The sequence below is a fragment of the Methylocystis heyeri genome, from assembly GCF_004802635.2.
Lineage (GTDB): Bacteria > Pseudomonadota > Alphaproteobacteria > Rhizobiales > Beijerinckiaceae > Methylocystis > Methylocystis heyeri.
On sequence record NZ_CP046052.1, the window covers coordinates 1,855,986 to 1,876,053 of the forward strand.

A 20,068-nucleotide genomic window follows, 5' to 3' on the forward strand; every position below is an offset into this window, starting at 1 on the left:
TGTGAAAATTAAAAGACCCCGTTATGAGCCGCCGCGTCGGGCGCGGCGGCGTCGATGGCTCAGGGGAGCTTGAACACATGGACAAAGCCGGTGGTCGGAGCAGTCGCCGCCGCGCCGACCGTATGCGCCGAAACGACATGATGAGGAGCGGCCGAAGTCGCGTTCTCCCCTTCCGCGTCCCCCGCATAGGATTTCGCCATTTTCGTCTGCGGCGAAACCGTCGCGGAGGACTCGCCCGATGAAATCGCCGGACACGGGCCGCTGCCCGAAAATGCGCCGTTGAGACGTCCGAGCCCGGTGGTGATGGCGACTCTCTGCTTGCCGTCGCTTCCGGTGAAAGTGATCGGCGCCGACGTCACGCCGCATTCGAGAATGGCGGAGAACAGCTCGACGCCGGTATTGGCGTCGACGGCTTTGAACTTCTTATCGAGAGTGCCGTAGAAGACGACATTGCCCGCTGTGACCAGCGCGCCGCCAAAGACCGGCGTGTTTTCCTTGATGGTCCATTTGCGCTGGCCTTTGACCGGATCAAAGGCGACGAACTCGCCGAGATTGGGCTCGATGGCGCCCTGCGCGTCCTTGTGAGGCACGATGCCGACATCGGCGCCGGTGAACGGCGTCCCGGCGATATAGTTCACCCTGAGCGGCTCGTAGTTCATGCACATATTGTGCGCGCCGAAGTAAAAGAGGCCGGTGACGGGCGAAAAAGCCGAATATTCCCAGTCCTTCGCGCCGAAAGCCGACGGACAGATGTAGTCGGTCCTCTGGCCTTCCTGGGTGAGCTTGGAGGAAACAACGTTCGGATAACCGGTGTTGAGATCGATGCCGGTCGCCCAGTTGGCGTCGCTGAAGGGATTCGCGCTGACCAGCTGCCCGGTCGCGGCGTCGAGAATATAGGCGAAGCCGTCCTTGTTGAAATGGACGACAACGCGGCGCAACGCGCCGCCGGCGCCGAGCGGGAGATCCACGACGGTGCTTTCGTTGACCGCGTCATAATCCCAATTGTCCCAGGGCACGAGCTGATAGACCCATTTCGCCTTGCCGGTATCGGCGTCACGGGCGAAGATGGAGGCCGCCCATTTATTGTCGCCCGGCGTTCCCGGCGAGAGCTGCCGCATCGTCGGATTGAAGGTGCCGGGCTGCGAAGTTCCGTAGAAAACCGTGTTGGTGTCGGGATCATGGGTGATCCACGCCCAGGACGTTCCTCCGCCCTGCTTCCAGAGCGAACCGGGCCATGTCGTCGTCCCGAGATTTGCCCCCTTGTCCTTTTGGAACCAGGGTTTGGTGGACGAATCGATCAGCACGTCGGCGTCGGGCCCGGTGGCGTAGGCCTGCCACGCCAGCTTGCCGGTCGCGAGGTTCAGGGCCCGCACCGAACCGCGCACGCCCATTTCGGATCCCGAACTGCCGAAAATGACCTTGTCGTTGGCGATAATCGGAGCCGTGTTCAGCGTTTCGCCAGTCCAGGGATCGGCGACCTTGACCTTCCAGACCTCCTTGCCGGTCGAGGCGTCGACCGCAACGACATGGCCGTCCAGCAGGGTGTAGACGACGACGCCCTTGCCGTTGACGACGCCATAGGCGCCGCCGCGGTTGACGACGTCGCAGCAGGTCAGGCCTTTGGAGAATTGCGCCGCGTTACCGGCGTAGATCCAGTTCTGCGAGTGCGACGACAGGTCGACCGAAATCAGATTGTTCGGGAACGGCGTGACGATATAGAGCGTGTTTCCGACGACGAGAGGACTGCCCTGATGGCTGTTCTTGACGCCGGTAGGGTAGGAAAACTCCTCGGTCAGTCCGCCTGCATTCGCTGCGGTGATTTCCTTCAGGCCGCTATACCGGGTTCCCTGCTGCGTGCCGCCCGCGGTCCACCACTCGGCCCCGGTCTGGGGAGGCGCCGCCTGCGCCGCCGCGGAGCCAGCCCAAACGCCGCCGACGAAGACAGAAAGGGCGAGGACAGATATGTCGAGACAGCCTTTGGCGGCCCGGCGCAAGCCGGTTAAATTTTTCGTTTGCATGGCGTAGCGATTATTCATCCGTTCAAGCCCTCTCATGGGATCCAGAATAAACCCGGCGGTCGCCCTCATTACTGGGGCCGGTCAAAGCATAAATCTCATAGTTAACCAGCAGTTGAAGAAACAATGTAGTAACACTCTAGAAACAATGTTTCTGGTCTATGAGCAGAATGCGGCATTAATGCGACGCTAGAGCTACTAACATCTGGTAAAAATTGACGTATTTTTGACAATTTCCGATTTCGACTTCGTGCTGTATCGCCAGGTCTATCAGGCGTTTCAGGCCCGAAGCGCTATGCACGAAAAAAGGCGCGCCGCCCGGCCTCGGACAGCGCGCCAAATGCTGAGACTATATAGCGTGGCTTACCGGGCCGAAGGGAAGCCCAGCCAAGCGCTCGCTTTGGGCGAATAGCGCTTCAGCAGCGCCTCGATCGCCAGAACCGCGACGAGCGACAGGCCGAGCGTCGGCAGCAGCACGCCGAGGACGACCGCCACGGCGATAACGAAAGGCGCGAGGCGCGGCGGAGAGGAAAGCGCCGGCGGCGCGCCCAGCACGCCCTGCGGCCGGCGACGCCACCACATCAGCGCGCCGGAAACGACCAGCACGAGATAGCCGATCGCCGTGAGCAGGCCGAGCAGCTGGTTGAACCAGCCGAAGAGCTGGCCCTCATGCGCGGCGATGCCGACGCCGAGCACGCGATCGAGCAGCGGACGTTCTGAGAACGAGCTCTCCTTGATCTGTTCGAAGCTCTTGGGGTCGAACTCCAGCGTCGTGCGCAGCGGCCGGTTCTGCGCGTCCGAACGCACCACCCAGTTGGGCCGTTTCGGCGAGGGCGGAGAAACATACACCGGGTCGGCGAGCTTCAGCGGCAGGACCTGGGCCGCGATTTCATCGAAGCCCGCGATCGACGGCCGCATTCCGCCGTGGCCGGCGTGACCCGCCGCGCGATGTTCCGCGTGCTCGTCCTCTGCGGCGGGCGGCGCGTTGCGGAACTCCGCCATCCTGCCCGTCTGCTCCGAAGCCGGTCCCGTGGTCCAGTCCTGCCGCACCTCATGCTGCTGGCCGATGCTGCGCGCATATTTGAAACCCTCGCCCCAGACCTTGGTCCATGGCAGCGCCGTGATGAGGAAGAACATGGCGAAGAAAGAAAGCCAAACGCCGGTTACGGCGTGAAGGTCGCGCAGAAAGACGCGCCCGCCAGCCGAAAGCCGCGGATAGAGGACCCCCGCAAGACCATTGTGCGAGCGCGGCCACCACAGATACAGCCCTGTGATCACCATTATGATCGCCCACGCCCCCGCGAGCTCAACCGCAATCGCCCCCGGCTCGCCGATCAGCAATTCGCCGTGAATGTCGTGCATCAGCGTGGTCAGACGGCTTTTTTCCGCCTCCGTCTTCATGATCTCCAGCGTATCGGGCCGCACCAGCACGCGCAGTTCGCGCCCTTCCGCTGTCATCAGCCGCACCCGCGCGGCGTCGGTCGGATCGCTGCGCAGCTCCAGCGCTTTCAGCCGCGCGCCGGGATTGGCTTTGAGCGCGGCCTCGACCTGCTGGTCGAGCGTCTTCGCTTCGCCTGCAAGCTCGAGACGATCGTAGGGCCGGTCAAAGAACGCGTCGATCTGCGGCTTGAACAGATAGACCCCGCCGGAAAGGCACAGCACCACAATGAACGGCAGGCAGAACAGCCCGGCATAGAAATGCCAGCGCCACACCACGCGGTAGGCGGCGCCGAAATTCGCGGCCGGATCAGCTCCGGCCAAGGGACGAACAATCGCATTCATCGCTTCTCTCCTGTTACCGGAACCGGAATTCCTGTTCGGCGGTGAAAGACCCGCCGGGCGGCGGAGGGGTTTGGATCGACGACAGGATCTTGCCGACCGCCGCGACCAGCGCGGGGTTCGAGGCGTGTTTGACGGTATGGGAAACAACCCTGCCCGATGCGCCGACGGTAAAGGCCACTGTCACCACGCCGGATTCCTGCGAGGCGATTTTCGGCGTGTGCCGCCTGATCTCGGCAGCCAGCGTCTTCGCATAGGCCTTGCGCGGCATTTCGTAGGCCTTGGCCCGTCCCCCCACATGCATCTTGGCCTTGCCGGCGTGAGCCGGCGCGGTCGGCGTCGCGCTGTCTGCGGGCGGCGCCGGCTTCGAGGTTTCGGCGGGCTCCGCGGCCGGCGGAACGCCCTGGCCGGTTTCGGCCCAGGCGGATGTGGCGAAGACCAGCGCCGCGAGACCCAACGCCAGATGTTTCATTTTATCCCTCTCCAGAACCAATGGTTTGTTCCGCCCCCGGGCCCGCTGAATGCGGGCCCGGGGAAGCCTGAAATCATCTTGCATGGAGTCCGGAGCTCGTTCCGGGCGCGTCGGCGCCGGCGAGCGTCGTTCCCCCGCCCGGATTGCCCGGTCCCCCGATGTCGTATTTCACGCCGAGGAAGTAGGTGCGCTCGGGATAGGGGTTTGGATTGACCACATATTTCCAGCGCCCGATGTTGTCGATGCCGGCTGTGGCGGTCCAATTCGGCGCAAATTTGTAGGTCACCTTCGCGTCGAAAACGAGATATTCGCTGTCCGTCGTGCCATAGGTATTGTGGTTGAAATCGGTATTAGCGAGCGAAACGAAGGAGCCGGTCGCATAGCGCACGCCGCCCGCGAAGGTCCATTTATCGTCTGGCGAGTAGCTCCCCACAGCGCGGATGCGGATGCGCGGCACGCGCGGAACCTGCATGCCGTCGTACCAGGGCTGCGCCTTATCTGCCAGCGTCTTGGAATCGGTGAATGTGGCGCTGGCGTTGAAATTGAGCCCTCGCCAATACACGTCCTTCATATCCACCGCGCCCTCGACGCCGCGGAAGCGCACTTGGTCGATGTTGTATTGCTGCGTCAGGGGTATGCCGGTGTAAAAGGCGGTCTGGCTGGCGATGAAGTTCCAGCGATCGTCCTCGAACAGGCTGACGCGCGGGACCACGAGCCCGACCTTGCCGCCAAAAGCGTCGGCCCAATGATATTCGCCGGTGAGATCGTAAACGGTCGAGGACTCGGGTTGGAGATTGGGGTTGTTCACGAGAATTGAGTTCGGGCCGCTGATGGCCTGGAACAATTCGCTGACCGTCGGGAAGCGATAATTGCGCCCGAACGCGGCGCGCAGCAGGAATTCCGGCGTGACCTGATATTCCAGCGCCGCCTTGGGTTCGAAGGCGCCCTTGTCGGATTCAGGCGAATAGAGCGGCGCCTTGCCGAGCGTATTGTTCACGCCGCCGAAGGCGCTCCAGAAATCCCCGCGCGCGCCGGTCGTGAGCCGCCATTGTGGCGCGAACTTCCACTCGTCCTGGATATAGAGGCCGTTGGTCTGGGTCTTGCCGTAGTTCACCGCCTGGATGTCGTAATAATAGTTCGACATCCATACGTCGGTGTTGGTCTGCACGGTGTTGAGCGAATAGACGTCGGCGTGCCCGCCGAAGGATATGATGTGCCGGCCGAAGAGATCGAGGTCGGGACGGTAGATGAAGCGCGCGTCGAAGGTGCGCCAGAAATTGCCGCCCTGATTGACGTTCGAGCCGGTGGGATTGATCGACCAGCTCGTCACGCCCTTGGTGGAGACCGAGGGAATGAAGCCATAGGCGGAAGCCGTGTTCGAATAATCGCGCAGGAAATTATACTGCGTAGCGACGAGATCGTAATCGAACAGGCCTTTGGTGTCGCTCTTCAGCTCGGCCGCCTGCATCAGATGCGAGGCGTTGGAATGAGACGGATTGAGGCCCGAAAGCCCATAGTAGCCGTAAGGGCCGAGGTTGATCTGCGTGCCCTTGCCGAGATTGTAGAGCGGAACCCCGCTGGTCGTGGTCATGAAGGGGTTGACGAAGGTGTTGTCCACCAGCGACCAGAACCCGATCTGATAGGTGAGCCGCGTCGTCGGCGAGAAATCATAGGCCAGCTTGACCTTGCCCATGTGCTGCTCGCTGTGGTCGGCGCCCGCCGATCCCCCGATGAGATTGAGGTTGCCGTTCTGGTCGGCCGCGAACTGCCCGCCAAAGGCGCCGAGCAATCCGTTCTTGCCGGGGCTCGTGTTGAAGGTGTTCATGGAAAAGGTCTGGGCCTGCCCCTGTGCGTCGAGCCGGTCGTAGGTGACCCAATAGGAGAAGTCGTTGATGCGGTCGCCGACCGCTATATTCATGTCCCCGGAAAGATTGGTCGAATTTTCCAGGAACCAGCCGAAAGGCTGCACCGCGCCGGTGCCGGAGAAATGCGCCTCGAAACTCTCCGGCATACGGGTCGTGATCGTATAGACGCCGCTGACCGAATTGCCTGGATAAAGCGCCGAAAACGGCCCGGCGATCACGTCGATGCGTTCTATTTCCGTGGGCGAGACCATGCCCCAGCGCGGCGGATAGGCGTAGCTGTTGCCGAGGTAGTTGGACAACAGCACGCCATCGGCGAAGACCATGGTGCGGGCGCTGTCCTGCGGATTGTTGACCCGCCCCTCCACCGTGGCGTTGCGGTCGCCGATGTAACGCTCGCGCACCAGCACGCTCGGGAGATATTTGAAGGTCTCCGCGGTGGTCATGACATTGACGGTCTTTTCTATCTCCTCTCGCGTCGCCGAACTGACGTCGGCGACATGGGCGACGCTTTCCGGCAGGTAGGAGCCGCTGAACGGCTTGCCGGTGTGGCCGAGGCTGTCGGCCTGCCCCGGAGCGGAGGGCGGCGGAGCGGCGCCCACGACCGGAGCCGGCGGCGGAGCGGCCGCGCCGACGTCGATGGTCGGCAGCGCCTCCTGGGCGTGAGAGGGAACGACGAAAGACAAGGCGAGCGCGACAGCGGAAGCGCTGCGCAGAAGACAAGTGCGGTGCATTACGGAAACTCCCCGCGCCGCGTGCAAGGCGGCGCCCCCATAAGGCCGTCAGGCCCGCGCGCGCTCGAGCGCACCGCCGCGAGAGCCGACAAGGCCCCCGCGATGAAAATGCGCTACAGCAGTTTGATGATGCGCGATTATCCCGCTCTGACGATTGCGCTCGAGCAGAAACCGCGCAAAGCGCGCCGCGGCCGTTCGGACCCCGGATTTTTTCTTTTGATTGGATGATCGGATCGGACCCCGCGAGAATGCGCCGCTCTCGTCGCGCCTTGCGGAATGCATTCCAGGCGGACGCGGTTCTGGTCGCTGAACGATTCCGTTCGGCGGAACCGGCGCCGGGCGTGCGGCTCGGCGTATCTCAGGGGAAGATTGGGCTCAGGCGAGGGCCGGCGGCGCTCTCGGCTGATGCGCACGGGCGCTGGACGGAGAAGAAGGCGCCAGCGATTGCGGCGGCGGGCCCAGCGTGACTGCGGCGCGTTCGCCGAGAACATGGGCGACGGCGGCAAAGGTGAAAGCGGTGAGGAGGCTCGCCGCGCAGAACGGGCACGACAGGCAATCGTGCTTGTGCTCGCCTGAGGTATTGCCCTGGTCGCCGCTGTGATTGACGCAATGCTGCGCAACCGCGGCGCCATCCATGGGCGTCATCGGTCCGGAGACAGAAGCTCCGCCAGCCGCGGTCTGAACGACCAGCGCCAGCACTAGGAACCACGTCCTGAACCAGAAACCACGCATCAGCGTAAGAGCCCATCCACGAAGCAAAAAAACCTAGCGGCTTAGCTCGGCTGTTGCAATCGCTGGGACGGGCTCTCTTCACTTTTCGCTAGCATGTGTCCCGCCGGCCACATCGGCCGCGCGACGGTCGCGGCGGCCTCAGGGCTGCGGACGCGGGGTGGTCGCCACCATGGGAGGCATGTGAGGCAGCGTCACCTCGGGCTGACGCCCCGTGAGCGATTTCAGGAAATCGGCGATCTTGCCGGATTCCTCGTCGCTGAGCTGAACCCCGAGCTGGGCGTCCGCCATCACTTCGACGGCCTTTTTCAGATCCCAGACCCGCCCGCTGTGGAAATAGGGCGGGTTCAGCTCGACATTGCGCAGCTCCTGCACGCGGAACACGTATTTATCGGCCAGATTCTTGGTGATCGCGTAACGGCCCCAGTCGTCGGTCGGGAGAATTTCCGGCCCCGGATTGTGAACGACGCCAAAACGTTCGAAGCTCGCGCCGCCGAGATTGACCCCGTTGTGGCAGCCCGAGCAGCCCTTATCCACGAAGAGCTTGAGCCCCGCCTTCTGGGATTCGCCGAGCGCGGCGTCGTCGCCCTTGAGCCAAAGATCGAAAGGCGCGCCCGGGGTGATCAGGGTCGTCTCGAACACGGCGATGGCGCGGGCGGCATTGTCGTAGGTGACCGGATTGGGATCGCCGGGGAAAGCTTTGTTGAAGGCGTCGACATAGCCGGGCACGCCCTTGAGGAACTCCACCGCATGCGCCTTGGCGGGATTCGCGTCCGCGGGATTGAAAATGGTCGGCCCGCCGCGCGTTTTCTGCATGGCGCCGGGGAAGGCCATCACGGAACGCAGCACCTGGTCCTTGAGATCGGAGGCGCGTCCGTCGAAGAACAGGGTCTTGTTGAAGACGGCGTTGAGCACCGTCTGGGATTTGCGGCCTGCGAGCTGCCAGCTTCGCGCGGTGGAGGAAGCGCGGCCGTCTCCGCCGCCCATGCCGAGATCATGGCAGGCGCTGCAGGAAAGCTCGTGGCTTTCCGAGATGCGGGGGTCGAAATAGAGCATCTTGCCGAGCGCCAGCTTTTCCGGGGTCGACGGCTCGCCCGGAAGCTGAGGCGCCGTGTCCGGGATCGGCTCGAAAAGTTTCTTTGCGGAATCGCGGAGAGAATCGTCGGCGAGCGCCGGGCCGGCGGCGAGAACGGCGAGAAGGGACGCAAGCAGCGGAAAACGCATTTTCATAGGCGCCTCGGTTCGAGTCGGCTTTGCACAGCTTCACATTACCACAGCCGCGCCGAGCCGCGCCAAGCGCCATAGCCGCGGGCGGAGGGTTTTTTGTCGGACTGCGGCAAGGGGTCGCCTCGCGTTCGGCCTCACGCGCCGCGCCACGCACCCAAAATCCGGTTTTTCCTTTGCCGGACCCGACCTCGGTTCCGCCCGGGGCGGCGACTTGCCAGCGGCGCCCGGGCGTGGCAGACAGCCAATCTCCCCATGGCTTCGCTTTGTTCGCCTGCTGGTGTCCGTGGGGCGTGGAGGCGTCATGGAGCGGAGAAGTTTTCTTGCGTTGGCCGCTGCGAGCTTGGCGTCGCCCTCTTTTGAAGCCTCGGCGCAGCCGGCGGCGGTTGGTTCGAGCGGCATCGAAGACGCCATAGCGGAATTCCTTCGGCTTCCCGGATCGAAAAGCTTCCTCATTCGCAGCGCCCGCCAATGCGCCCGCGTGGACAGAAGCTACAATCCCGACCATCAGATGTTTGTCGGCAGCGCCGTCAAAACCTTTATCCTGGCCGAATTCCTGCGGCGCGTCGAGGCGGGAGAACTTTCCGAAAACCAGCAGATCCCCATCGACGACGGCATCCGCTCGCTGGACAGCCCGGTCTTCCTGAATCTCACCGGCTCCACGCGTGCGGCCGACGTGCTGGAGGCCATGATCTCCCACAGCGACAATACCGCGACGGATGCGGCCATGGCTGCAGCGGGGGTCGCCAACGTCCGCCAATTCATAGCGTCGGCCGGACTCACCCAGACGATCGTTCCCGACTCCACGCGCATCATGTTCTCATATCTGGCTGGCGCCCCTTATGGCGTGGACATGGGCTGGGCGGGAATGCAGCAGATCGCGGCGGGCCACTACTTCGGCCCGTTGCGCTCGCCGCTCAACATGCAGGAAACCATGATGAGCACGGCGTCCGAGATGGTGTCGTATTACCAGCGCGCCCTCTCAGGCCAGTTTTTCACACAGAAGACGACCCTTTCCGAGTTCCGCCGCATACAGGCGACCGCCGACGCCATAGCGCGGATCGTGCCCGACGGCGTCAAGGGCTACGCCAAGGGCGGCAGCATCAATTGGGACCCCTTCCACGCTCTGTGCGTCCCGGGTCAGATGGTCGTGAACAACGAGCCCATAACCTTCTGCTTCACGTTGAACTGGATCGGCGCCGAGGCGGACGTTCAGGCGCGCTTCGGCGCGGCCCTCGCAAAAATTCTCGGCTATGCGGCGCAAATGTGCTGAGCCTCGGCCCGCCGAGCGCGGGCGCTGGTCGGATTGACCGGCCTCTCCCGCAAGTGTGAAAATAACGCAAGCGCCGGCTGCAGAAAGCCGCGGGAAAACGACAAGGCCGCCAAGGCCCGAGGGAGGATGCGGATGTCCGACAAAGTCTATCCTGTGCCGGAGGAATGGAAGGCGGACGCCGCCATAGACGAAAAGAAATATGACGAGCTCTACGCCCGCTCGCTGAATGATCCGGAGGGCTTCTGGCGCGAGCAGGGCCGGAGGATCGACTGGATTTCGCCCTACACCAAAGTCAAGCACACCAGCTTCGAGCCGCATTACGTCTCGATCAGATGGTTCGAGGACGGCGCCACCAATGTCGCGATGAACTGCATCGACAGGCATTTGCGCGACCGCGCCGAGCAGACCGCGATCATCTGGGAGGGCGACGATCCTTCGGTTTCGCGCCATGTCACCTACCGCGAGCTTCACGAACAGGTCTGCCGCTTCGCCAATGTGCTGAAAAAACACGGGGCCAAGCGCGGCGACCGCATCACCATCTACCTTCCGATGATCCCCGAGGCGGCCTACGCCATGCTCGCCTGCGCGCGGATCGGAGCGGTTCACTCGGTGGTCTTCGCAGGCTTTTCCCCCGAGGCGCTCGCCGGACGCATCGAGGATGCGGAATCCCAGATTATCATCACCGCCGACGAAGGACTGCGCGGCGGCAAGCGCGTGCCGCTCAAGGCCAATGTCGACGCCGCGCTGGAGAAGGTCTCCGTAAAGACGGTGCTGGTGGTCACGCGCACGGGCGGGGAAGTCGATATGGAGCGCGGCCGCGACTTCCGCTACGAGGACGAGTGGAAGACGGTTTCGCCCTACTGCCCCTATGCCGAGATGAATGCGGAAGACCCGCTGTTCATCCTTTATACATCAGGCTCCACCGGAAAGCCCAAGGGCGTGGTGCATACGACCGGCGGCTATCTCGTGCACGCCGCGCTCAGCCACGAGCTCGTGTTCGATTATCGCGAGGGCGACGTCTACTGGTGCACGGCCGACGTCGGCTGGGTGACGGGCCACAGCTATATCGTCTACGGCCCGCTGGCCAACGGCGCGACCACGGTGATGTTCGAAGGCGTGCCGACCTATCCTTCGCCGTCGCGCTTCTGGGAGGCGATCGACAAGCACAAGGTCAGCATCTTCTACACCGCGCCGACCGCGATCCGCTCGCTGATGGCGGCGGGCGAGGCGCCGGTGCAGAAGGCGAGCCGCGCCTCGCTGCGGCTGCTCGGCTCGGTGGGCGAACCGATCAATCCCGAGGCCTGGGAGTGGTATCACCGGGTCGTCGGCGACGGCCGCTGCCCCATCGTCGACACCTGGTGGCAGACCGAAACCGGCGGCATATTGATCGCCCCCCTGCCCGGCGCGACCGCGCTCAAGCCGGGCTCCGCCACCAAACCCTTCTTCGGGGTTTTCCCGGAGATCGTGGACGCGGCCGGCGCCGTGCTCACCGGCGCCTGCGAGGGCAATCTCGTCATCGCGGATTCCTGGCCGGGACAGGCGCGCACGCTTTACGGCGATCACGACCGCTTCTCCCAGACCTATTTCCACGCCTATCCCGGCAAATATTTCACCGGCGACGGCGCCCGGCGCGACGCCGACGGCTACTATTGGATCACCGGCCGCGTCGACGACGTCATCAATGTCTCCGGCCATCGCATGGGCACGGCGGAGGTCGAAAGCGCGCTGGTCGCCCATGAAAAAGTCTGCGAGGCCGCGGTCGTCGGCTTCCCTCACGACATCAAGGGCCAGGGCATCTACGCCTATGTGACGCTGAACGACGACGCCGATCCCAGCGAGCATCTGCGCAAGGAGCTGGTCGCGTGGGTGCGCCAGGAGATCGGCCCCATAGCGACGCCGGACGTGATCCATTTCTCGCCGGGCCTGCCCAAGACGCGCTCGGGCAAGATCATGCGCCGCATCCTGCGCAAGATCGCCGAAGGCGAGTTCGGCGCGCTCGGGGACACCTCGACCCTCGCCGATCCCGGCGTGGTCGGCGAGCTGATCAAAACCCGAGGGGCGTGAAGGACGGCGCGCGGGGACGAAGGGAGCATCCCTCGGGGAGAGGGGGCGGATAGTAACGGCCAATTAACGCGCGCTGGCACCCCGAAGTCGAAGCCCTGCCGGCTTGCTGATCCCCCGGCTTGCGGCTACCTATGGCGAGCATGCTACTCTGAGTCGGCTCGAGCGGCTCGGTTGTAGCTGTGGCCGGGCCAGCCAAGAGACGCATGCGGACGTGGCGAAATCGGTAGACGCAAGGGACTTAAAATCCCTCGGCCATTGGCTGTGCGGGTTCGAGTCCCGCCGTCCGCACCATTCGCTTCGCTATCCCGCCCGAGAAGCCGACCCGCAGGGGGCTTGCCCAGAGGCGGGCGATCATATAGCAGGCGTCGAGGGACCAAAGGAACGGCGATGCCGCTCCAGCTAAACCCGCGGGAACAGCGATATGAGCCAGAAGCCGATCAATTTCCGACATCTTTCGACTCTGGTCGCGGTGGCGATCCTCGTCGGCACAGAACTCGTCGGCGCTTCCTGGGCCGCCGGATGGGCGCTCGGCGGCCTGTTCCAGCTCGATCCCCTGGTCAGCCGCGCTTTCGAGGCGATCTTTGCGCTCGCCGGTTTCGTGGGCCTCTACTTCTTCATGCGCACAGCCGTCAAGAACGAGCCCATCAGGGGCTGAACAGCAAAGACGCGCCAATCCCCGTTGATGTCACAGCAGCGCAACCCCGTGCGCCGAGGCGCCGCCCGTTTCGGGGGCGGCGCTTTTTTTATTGTTTGCGAGGACTTCCATCCGGGCGCCAGCGCTTCCGGTCGTCGCCGAAAGGATTGCGACACAAACAGATTTGCCTTTTCTTTGGACCCGATATCGGCGAAAACAACTCTTGATTGACGGGTGCGCGCGCCTACCCGGGACTTGAGCTAAGCTATTGTTCTGCTTGCAGCAAGACCCGAGGGGCTGGAAACGCCGGCGGCGTTCGAGGAAGCCGCGGAGGCGTTCACGCGCAGGACTGGCCGAGGTCCGCTTGCGCCGCCGGAATGCGCGCAGTCTCCCTCGCCCTTTCCTTGGTTCGCCGCGTCGCTGGAGAGCCGTGCATGTTGTCTACGCTGAGCCAGTGGCTCTTCAACACCGCCGGGTTGGAGCCGCATGGATACTGCCTGCTCTGGGAACCGGGACTGATCTGGCTATATGCGGCCTCCGATACAATGATCGCGCTGGCCTATTTCTCCATTCCGCTCAGTCTCGCGATCATTGGAAAGCACCGCGGCGATCTCGTCTTCAGGCCGTTATTGGGGCTGTTCGCAGCTTTCATCCTGCTTTGCGGCACCAGCCACTGGCTCGATCTTCTGACCCTGTGGACTCCCCTCTACAGTCTCCTCGGGCTCATCAAAGCCGCGACCGCGATCACCTCCGTCATCACCGCCTACGCGCTGTGGCGCGGGCTTCCGAATTTTCTCGCCCTTCCCTCCTTCGAGCAGCTGCGCCGGGCCAATGTCGCGTTGCGCGCCAGCGAAGAACGCCTGGCCCATGCGCAGAAATTGGAGGCGATAGGGCAGCTGACCGGCGGCATAGCCCATGATTTCAACAATGTCCTCCAGGTCATCAGCGGCTCTCTGAGCGTGATCGAGCGCAAATTGGCTCAAAACCGCGACGCCGATATAGCGCCGTCGCTGGAGGCGATAAAAAGAGCGTCCAACACCGCCACGAACCTCGTCGCGCGGATGCTGGCGTTCTCGCGACGGCAGACGCTGGCTCCGCGCGAGATCGAGCCGGACAGGCTAGTCGCGGGCATGGAGGAAATGCTGCGCCGGACGCTCGGGCCGGAGATCCGGCTCGATCTGCGCCCGCTGCGCTGTCGCTCCAATGTGACCTGCGATCCGTCCCAGCTCGAGAGCGCTCTGCTCAATCTGGCGATCAACGCCCGGGACGCCATGCCGCAAGGCGGAACCCTCAGGATATCGACCGCCGATCGAAACCCGCCGGCCGATATCGCAGACTCCGACGTGCCGCCAGGCGACTATGTCGAGATCGAGGTGGAGGACAACGGCGCCGGCATGAGCCGGGAAGTTCTGGATCGGGCTTTCGAACCCTATTTCACGACCAAACCCGTCGGCAGAGGCACCGGCCTCGGCCTCTCGCAGATCTATGGCTTCGTGAGGCAATCAGGCGGGTTGATGCGTATCGAAAGCGAGCCCGGAAAAGGAACTTCGGTTCGAATTTATCTTCCCGGACATGCGCCCACGGCGTGCCTGCAGGCCGGAAGCGCGCCGCCCTCAGCCGAAAGCTTCGATCACTGCGGCTCGCGCGCTCGCGGAAAAGCGCTCGTCGTGGAGGATCAGCCGGAGGTCCGCTCCCAGGTGGTCGACGCGCTTCAGGAGATGGGTTACGCCGTCTGCGAAGCCCCGGACGGCATAACCGGTTTGAAAATGCTCGAAGCCGCCGGCGAATTGAATCTGCTGGTCAGCGACGTAGGCCTTCCCGGCATGAGCGGGGGCCAGTTGGCCGAGATCGCCCACGCCGCCAGGCCGGCGCTGCCGATCCTGCTCATTACGGGCTATGCGGGCGCATCGCTGGAAAAGCTTGAAATTGCGCCGAACATGGATGTTCTGAGGAAGCCTTTCACCCTCGATCAATTCTCGGCCAGCGTCCGGGCGCTCACGCAAGCGAAGGCCTCCGTGGGATAAGCCGGCCGACCATATGAACGCCCACCCCGCGAGCCCGTCAACCTCCTGTCCCAGCTACCGGTTCCAGCCGGACCTCGGCTTGACCGCGCCGTGTAATCGCCGCAATTTTATTAAGATTCCCCGGCCAAAGTAGGTTTCGGGGGGTCGCGCCTCCTTTTTTGAAAAACGGGCCCCTCCCGCCTCGCCCGCAATAAGCTCCAAGGAAACGCCAAATGACGGACCATCCGGATCGCCGCGCTTTTCTCAAGGCCGCCGCCGCCACCGGCGCGCTCGGCGCCGTCGCGGGGGCCCATGCCGAGCCGCTGATCAACGCCAGCGGAATCAAGCTCGGCGATGCGACGCCCTTCTCCTATGAGACGCTGAAGGCCGAGGCGGCGCGGCTGATCAAGGAGCCCTATCGCGCGCCCGCGATTCCCAATCCCGAGATCACGAGCAGGATCGACTACGAAGCCTGGGGCAAGATCACCTACAACACCGACCATGCGCTGTTTGCAGCCGGCCCCGAGCGCTTCCCGCTCGAATTCTTCCACCTCGGCATGTTCTTCAAAAAGGCTGTGCGCATACATCAGGTCGAGGGCGGCCAGGCGCGCGAGATCCTCTATGATCCGAGCTATTTCAACATGCCCGAGGATTCGGTGGCCCGCCAGCTGTCGCCCGGCGCGGGCTTCGCCGGCTTTCGCATTCAGGAGTCGAAGGACGGCCCGCTGGACTGGAAGAAGAACGACTGGGTCGCGTTCCTCGGCGCCTCCTATTTCCGCGCCATAGGCGAATTGCGCCAATACGGACTTTCGGCGCGCGGCGTCGCGCTCGACACCTGGGTCGCCGGACGCCCGGAGGAGTTTCCCGACTTCACCCATATTTACGTCGGCCCGGAGACCGAGGACGGCGTGGTGCTGCACGCGCTGCTCGAAGGGCCGCATATCGTCGGCGCCTATCGCTTCCTGATGACGCGGGGCAAGGGCGTCGTCATGGACATCGACTGCAAGCTGCATCTGCGCGGAGATTTCGTGCGCTTCGGCATAGCGCCGCTGACCTCGATGTATTGGTTCTCGGAAACGCGCAAGCCCACCGCGGTCGACTGGCGCCCGGAGGTGCACGACTCCGACGGTCTTTCGATGTGGACCGGAACGGGCGAACGGCTGTGGCGCCCGCTCAACAATCCCGCGCATGTGATCGCTTCCGCCTTCGGCGACAACAACCCCAAGGGCTGGGGCCTGATGCAGCGCGACCGCAATTACGACCATTATCTCGACAACGTGTTCTACGACCGCCGTCCCAGCGTCTGGGTGGAGCCTAAAGGCGATTGGGGCAAGGGCGCGATCCATCTCGTCGAAATCCCGACCGACGACGAAATTCACGACAACATCGTCGCGGTCTGGGTCCCCGAAAAGCCCGCCGTTCCGGGGGCCGAATTCGAGTTTTCCTACCGCCTGCACTGGCTCGCCGACGAACCCTACCCCGCCCCGCTCGCCCGCTGCGTGGCGACGCGGCTCGGCAATGGCGGCCAGCCGGGCAAACCGCGCCCAAAGGGCGTGCGCAAATTCATGGTGGAGTTCCTCGGCGGGCAGCTCGAAAAACTCCCCTTCGGCGTGAAGCCCGAGCCCGTGCTGTGGGCCTCGCGGGGAAGCTTCTCCTATATCTACACCGAGGCGGTGTTCGACGGCGTGCCCGGCCATTGGCGCGCGCAGTTCGATCTCACCGTAGACGGAACGGAACCGGTCGAGATGCGGCTGCACCTCAAGGTCGGCGACAACATCGTGTCTGAGGACTGGCTATACCAGTATCATCCGTTTTAGCGATGACATTCGGCGTTGCGGCGGCGCATTTGATTGCGATTGAAATGCACGCCGCAATGTCTAAGCAACGTCAGCCGATATCCGGCTTAAAAGCGAAACGCTCCGAGAAAATAGTCCGGCTGCTTGGGTGAACATGGCGCGTCGAGCGGCGTAGGGAAGACCTCCTGGCTGGGCTCGAAGCTGTAGCGCGCGCGGCTCGCGAAGGAAACTTCGAGAACGTCAGGCAGCGGGATATTGGCCAGCAGGTTGAAAGGCATGCAGTTATTTGCGTGCACATGCGTAACGGCGAAAATTCGGCTCAGCTTCTCGAACACTCTTTTTGCACGAAAATAGAAATGCGGAGACAGCAACTGCGAGAGATTGTGGAACTCGCAGACGATCTGCGCGTGTTTGGCCAGAAGCTCATCCGGCGTCGTGTCGAAGACCTCCCATTCCCATCCTTCGATGTCGATTTTGAGGAACAGGTCCGGCTTGTCGGTCTTTGAAAACTCCGCCACTAGCGCGCTCAAAGATTGCGTGTCCGCGCCGGAATGCGCGGTTATCATCTTGCGATGGAAGCGCAGGAGTGAATGCGCCGATGGTGCGCGCTCGACCGAATGGTCGAATTGTTCGACTGGAACGCCGGCCTGCGCCATGGCTAGATCCCAAGTGTCGTCGTCGCATACCCCAAAGGAGAAAGCGTGCGTCAACTCTTCGAGATCGTCGATTTGCACATAGCCGCCGTCACCCGCGGAACCGATCCGTATTTTTGAAAATCCTACGACTTTCTGCGGTTCGAGCAGGCGCAAAGTCGCGCGCAGTTCCTCTTGCAGCACGATGGTTGCGCCAGCCGAGGTCTGGCTGAAATGCGGAGCCAGAATGTCTTTTATCTCGATCAGGCGGGCCCGCAATTCTTCGTAACGCCATTGGGCGTCGTTCACCGACTGAGGGAAAGTCTTGCGGCGGAATAAATCGTATTTTTTACGGAGTTCACCGAGCGTGGCCATTGAGTTCCTTCCGCTCGTGCGAATGGGATCAATTCGAACGCCGAGCCTAGCGCATTCCATTTCTGCTATATCAAAGCCCCGTTCCAAGCAACACTGCCAGATTAGCCGAACGATTGTCACTTGACCACCCAAGTCCAAGACCTCGCTTCGTCCGGCGGCCGACCGGGCGATCCTTGTATTCATCTCAAAACGAGACAAAGATCGCTCTATTGCGCGAGCGTCGGTTCCATTGCTATGTCAGCGAAATCGGCCGCAAGCCCTGCGCTTGGGCGCCCACGGCGGGGAATCAAGCAATGCGCAGCGAGAACGACCGGCTGAAAGATTATATCTCGGTCGTCATCCACGCCGAAGACCGGGAACATGTCGTCGCCCCGCCCCGGCAGACGACCCACCCGCTGGAGACGGCGAAGCGCTTCCTTGCTCAGAAAGCGAAAGAATTCTACTGGACCGCGACGCGGCTGGTCGGCCTCGGCTATCTCCACGACGGCAGCACGAATCTGCGCGTCTGGCGGCGCGCCCTGCAAAAATTTCTGGCCGCGCATCCCTCCAGCGCCGCCACGCCGGCGCCGGGGCGGCGATTCTTCATCGACGTGACCCAGCTTTTGCTGACGGAACGCATCACCGGCATTCAGCGCGTGGCCCTCGAGGTCTGCCTCTCTGCGATGCGCCAAGGCGGCGTTCCCGTGTTTCTGCACGACGGCCACGCCTGGGCCTGCCTCATCGCGGGACAGCCGCCTAGGCCCGTCGAGATCGCCCCCGGAGACAAGTTGATCCTCGCCGGGGCCTGGTGGGCCGCGCCCGCGCAAACGGCTGCGGTCATCGAGGCTTTTTCGCAGAAGGGCGGGTCGACGGTCACCATCCTGTTCGATCTCTTCCCGCTGCTCTATCGCGAGATTTGCAGCAATGTGGAAAACTTCGTGGTCTGGTTCGACAGGATAGTCCTCGCCTCCGACGCCGTCGTCTGCATATCGCAGGCGGTCGCCGACGAGTTGATCGAACTCATGTCGCAACAGAAGCGCCCCTTCAAACCCGGTCTCAGGCTGGGCTGGCAGGGGCTCGGCGCCGATTTTTCGAGCGGCGCCGACGAACAGCCATCGCAGCAGGCGCTTTCGATCTCTGAAGGGAAGACGCCCTTTTTCCTCGGCGTGAGCACTCTGGAGCCGCGCAAGGGCTATGCGATCGCGCTCGATGCATTCGACAAGCTTTGGCGCGAAGGCGCCGATGCGAGTTACGTCATCGTCGGCCGCGAGGGCTGGCTCGTCTCCGCGCTGAAACGGCGCATTCTCTCCCACCCCGAATATGGACGGCGGCTGTTCTGGCTCGACAATGCCGGCGACGCCGATCTGCGCCAGCTCTATAGCAGCGCCCATGCGCTCGTTTTCGCCAGCATCGCCGAAGGATACGGCCTCGCGCTCGCAGAAGCGGCCCATTACGGCCTGCCCGCAATAGTCAGTGATATTCCCGTGTTTCGGGAGATTGCGGGCGATTCCGCCGCCTACTTCCAACTCGGCGACGCCGACATGCTGGCTCTGCGCCTGCGCGAAGCCCTCGCCGCGCCCAAAACCGCGCCGGCGATTCCAATCGTGAGCTGGCGCGAGGCGACCGAGAACCTCTTGGCGATGATCGAAAGCGACGCCTATCAATATGGACAGCTGAGCGCGCGGCTCTAAATTGCGCTCAGGCCCGCCATTGCGAGCCGAAGGCGAAGCACTCCAGAGTCGCGATAATTGCCCTGGATTGCTTCGTCGCTGACGCTCCTCGCAATGACCGCGCTGGCGTAATCGGCGTTGTTGAGCAATTAGCGCCGGCTCATTCTATCGGGACGTCGTAGCTTTCGGGGTTCTTTTCCGCCCTGTAGGCGAAATGCCACCACTCGCGCGGATAGTTTTCGAAACCGTGGCGGCGCATCAGCGCAACGAGCGACGCGCGATGCGCGCGAGCGACGCCGGGAACGCGAGCGTCGGTCCAGGAGCGCCGGTCGAAGAAATCGAAGGGCGCGCCGAAATCCCAGCCCTTGACGCCGATATCGACGGCGAGGCCTGTCGAATGGGTGGATTGCTCGGCGATATAGCCCTGCGCGAAGAGCGACCGCTTGTCGATATTGGGATAATGGGCGCTCTTGGCGGCCTCGTCGGGATTCTTCGACCACTCCATGAACGCCGCGACCGCGCGTCTCGGACGATAGCAATCGTAAACCACCAGATCCAATCCCCTGCGGCGCGCCTCCGCCTGAGCGGCTTTGAGGGCCCTGGCTGCCTCCGCTCTGAGCCAGCACTGCGCTGCGCCATAGCCGGGCACGGGACGGCCGGTGAAATTATCCGCTCCGGCGTAACGCATCTCCTGGATCACGCCCGGCGCCGCATCGGCCAACCGCACGAAGCCCGGCGGCGGCTCGGCCGCGAACGCCGGGGACAGGAGAAGCAGAGATTTCAGAGCCACACTGGCGACGATTGAACCGGTCGCGGGCCTCATCTCG

General features: G+C 63.3%; 14 protein-coding genes and 1 tRNA gene. 7 read left to right on the forward strand and 8 right to left on the reverse strand.

All coding sequences use genetic code 11. The features are described 5' to 3' along the window. Positions 1 to 59: 59 nt before the first annotated feature. From H2LOC_RS08405 to H2LOC_RS08430, 6 genes are all read right to left on the reverse strand, one after another. On the reverse strand, positions 60 to 2,036 hold the full coding sequence (locus tag H2LOC_RS08405; protein ID WP_162009727.1) for a PQQ-dependent dehydrogenase, methanol/ethanol family: 1,977 nt from the start codon (positions 2,034 to 2,036) through the stop codon (positions 60 to 62). A 342-nt stretch (positions 2,037 to 2,378) separates the two neighbouring features. Then, a complete protein-coding gene (locus tag H2LOC_RS08410) occupies positions 2,379 to 3,797 on the reverse strand; it encodes a PepSY-associated TM helix domain-containing protein (RefSeq protein ID WP_136495991.1) in 1,419 nt (472 codons plus the stop codon). A gap of 13 nt (positions 3,798 to 3,810) precedes the next feature. Beyond that, positions 3,811 to 4,266 carry a TonB C-terminal domain-containing protein gene (locus H2LOC_RS08415; protein WP_162009728.1) on the reverse strand — a complete coding sequence of 152 codons (456 nt, stop codon included), beginning with the start codon at positions 4,264 to 4,266 and terminating at the stop codon, positions 3,811 to 3,813. 73 nt (positions 4,267 to 4,339) lie between these two features. Then, complete coding sequence (locus H2LOC_RS08420; RefSeq protein WP_136495993.1) at positions 4,340 to 6,862, reverse strand: TonB-dependent receptor; 2,523 nt, start codon at positions 6,860 to 6,862, stop codon at positions 4,340 to 4,342. A gap of 375 nt (positions 6,863 to 7,237) precedes the next feature. Continuing rightward, positions 7,238 to 7,594: a DUF2946 family protein gene (locus tag H2LOC_RS08425; RefSeq protein ID WP_136495994.1), complete on the reverse strand. Its 357-nt coding sequence runs from the start codon at positions 7,592 to 7,594 to the stop codon at positions 7,238 to 7,240. A 138-nt stretch (positions 7,595 to 7,732) separates the two neighbouring features. After that, positions 7,733 to 8,815: a cytochrome-c peroxidase gene (locus tag H2LOC_RS08430; RefSeq protein ID WP_136495995.1), complete on the reverse strand. Its 1,083-nt coding sequence runs from the start codon at positions 8,813 to 8,815 to the stop codon at positions 7,733 to 7,735. A 304-nt stretch (positions 8,816 to 9,119) separates the two neighbouring features. Here H2LOC_RS08430 and H2LOC_RS08435 point away from each other — a divergent pair, with 304 nt between their 5' ends. The 6 genes from H2LOC_RS08435 (at position 9,120) to H2LOC_RS08460 (ending at position 16,606) form a co-directional block, all read left to right on the forward strand. Next, positions 9,120 to 10,088 carry a serine hydrolase gene (locus H2LOC_RS08435; protein WP_136495996.1) on the forward strand — a complete coding sequence of 323 codons (969 nt, stop codon included), beginning with the start codon at positions 9,120 to 9,122 and terminating at the stop codon, positions 10,086 to 10,088. A gap of 132 nt (positions 10,089 to 10,220) precedes the next feature. After that, a complete protein-coding gene (gene acs, locus H2LOC_RS08440; RefSeq protein WP_136495997.1) occupies positions 10,221 to 12,152 on the forward strand; it encodes an acetate--CoA ligase in 1,932 nt (643 codons plus the stop codon). Between the two features lie 205 nt (positions 12,153 to 12,357). Further along, a tRNA-Leu gene (locus H2LOC_RS08445) sits at positions 12,358 to 12,443 on the forward strand. A gap of 130 nt (positions 12,444 to 12,573) precedes the next feature. Continuing rightward, entirely contained in the window at positions 12,574 to 12,807 is a 234-nt protein-coding gene (locus H2LOC_RS08450; protein WP_136495998.1) for a hypothetical protein, read from the forward strand. A 413-nt stretch (positions 12,808 to 13,220) separates the two neighbouring features. After that, on the forward strand, positions 13,221 to 14,810 hold the full coding sequence (locus H2LOC_RS08455) for an ATP-binding protein (protein ID WP_136495999.1): 1,590 nt from the start codon (positions 13,221 to 13,223) through the stop codon (positions 14,808 to 14,810). Positions 14,811 to 15,022: 212 nt separating this feature from the next. Beyond that, a complete protein-coding gene (locus H2LOC_RS08460) occupies positions 15,023 to 16,606 on the forward strand; it encodes an OpgD/OpgG family glucan biosynthesis protein (RefSeq protein WP_136496000.1) in 1,584 nt (527 codons plus the stop codon). Between the two features lie 86 nt (positions 16,607 to 16,692). Here H2LOC_RS08460 and H2LOC_RS08465 read toward each other — a convergent pair whose 3' ends face one another. Then, positions 16,693 to 17,790 carry an FkbM family methyltransferase gene (locus H2LOC_RS08465; protein ID WP_136496001.1) on the reverse strand — a complete coding sequence of 366 codons (1,098 nt, stop codon included), beginning with the start codon at positions 17,788 to 17,790 and terminating at the stop codon, positions 16,693 to 16,695. A 95-nt stretch (positions 17,791 to 17,885) separates the two neighbouring features. Between H2LOC_RS08465 and H2LOC_RS08470 the strand changes: the two genes are divergently transcribed. Next, positions 17,886 to 19,262 (forward strand): glycosyltransferase family 4 protein, encoded by a 1,377-nt coding sequence (locus H2LOC_RS08470; protein WP_136496002.1) that lies wholly within the window; start codon positions 17,886 to 17,888, stop codon positions 19,260 to 19,262. 139 nt (positions 19,263 to 19,401) lie between these two features. Here H2LOC_RS08470 and H2LOC_RS08475 read toward each other — a convergent pair whose 3' ends face one another. Then, positions 19,402 to 20,064 carry a M15 family metallopeptidase gene (locus tag H2LOC_RS08475; protein ID WP_136496003.1) on the reverse strand — a complete coding sequence of 221 codons (663 nt, stop codon included), beginning with the start codon at positions 20,062 to 20,064 and terminating at the stop codon, positions 19,402 to 19,404. Positions 20,065 to 20,068 lie beyond the last annotated feature (4 nt).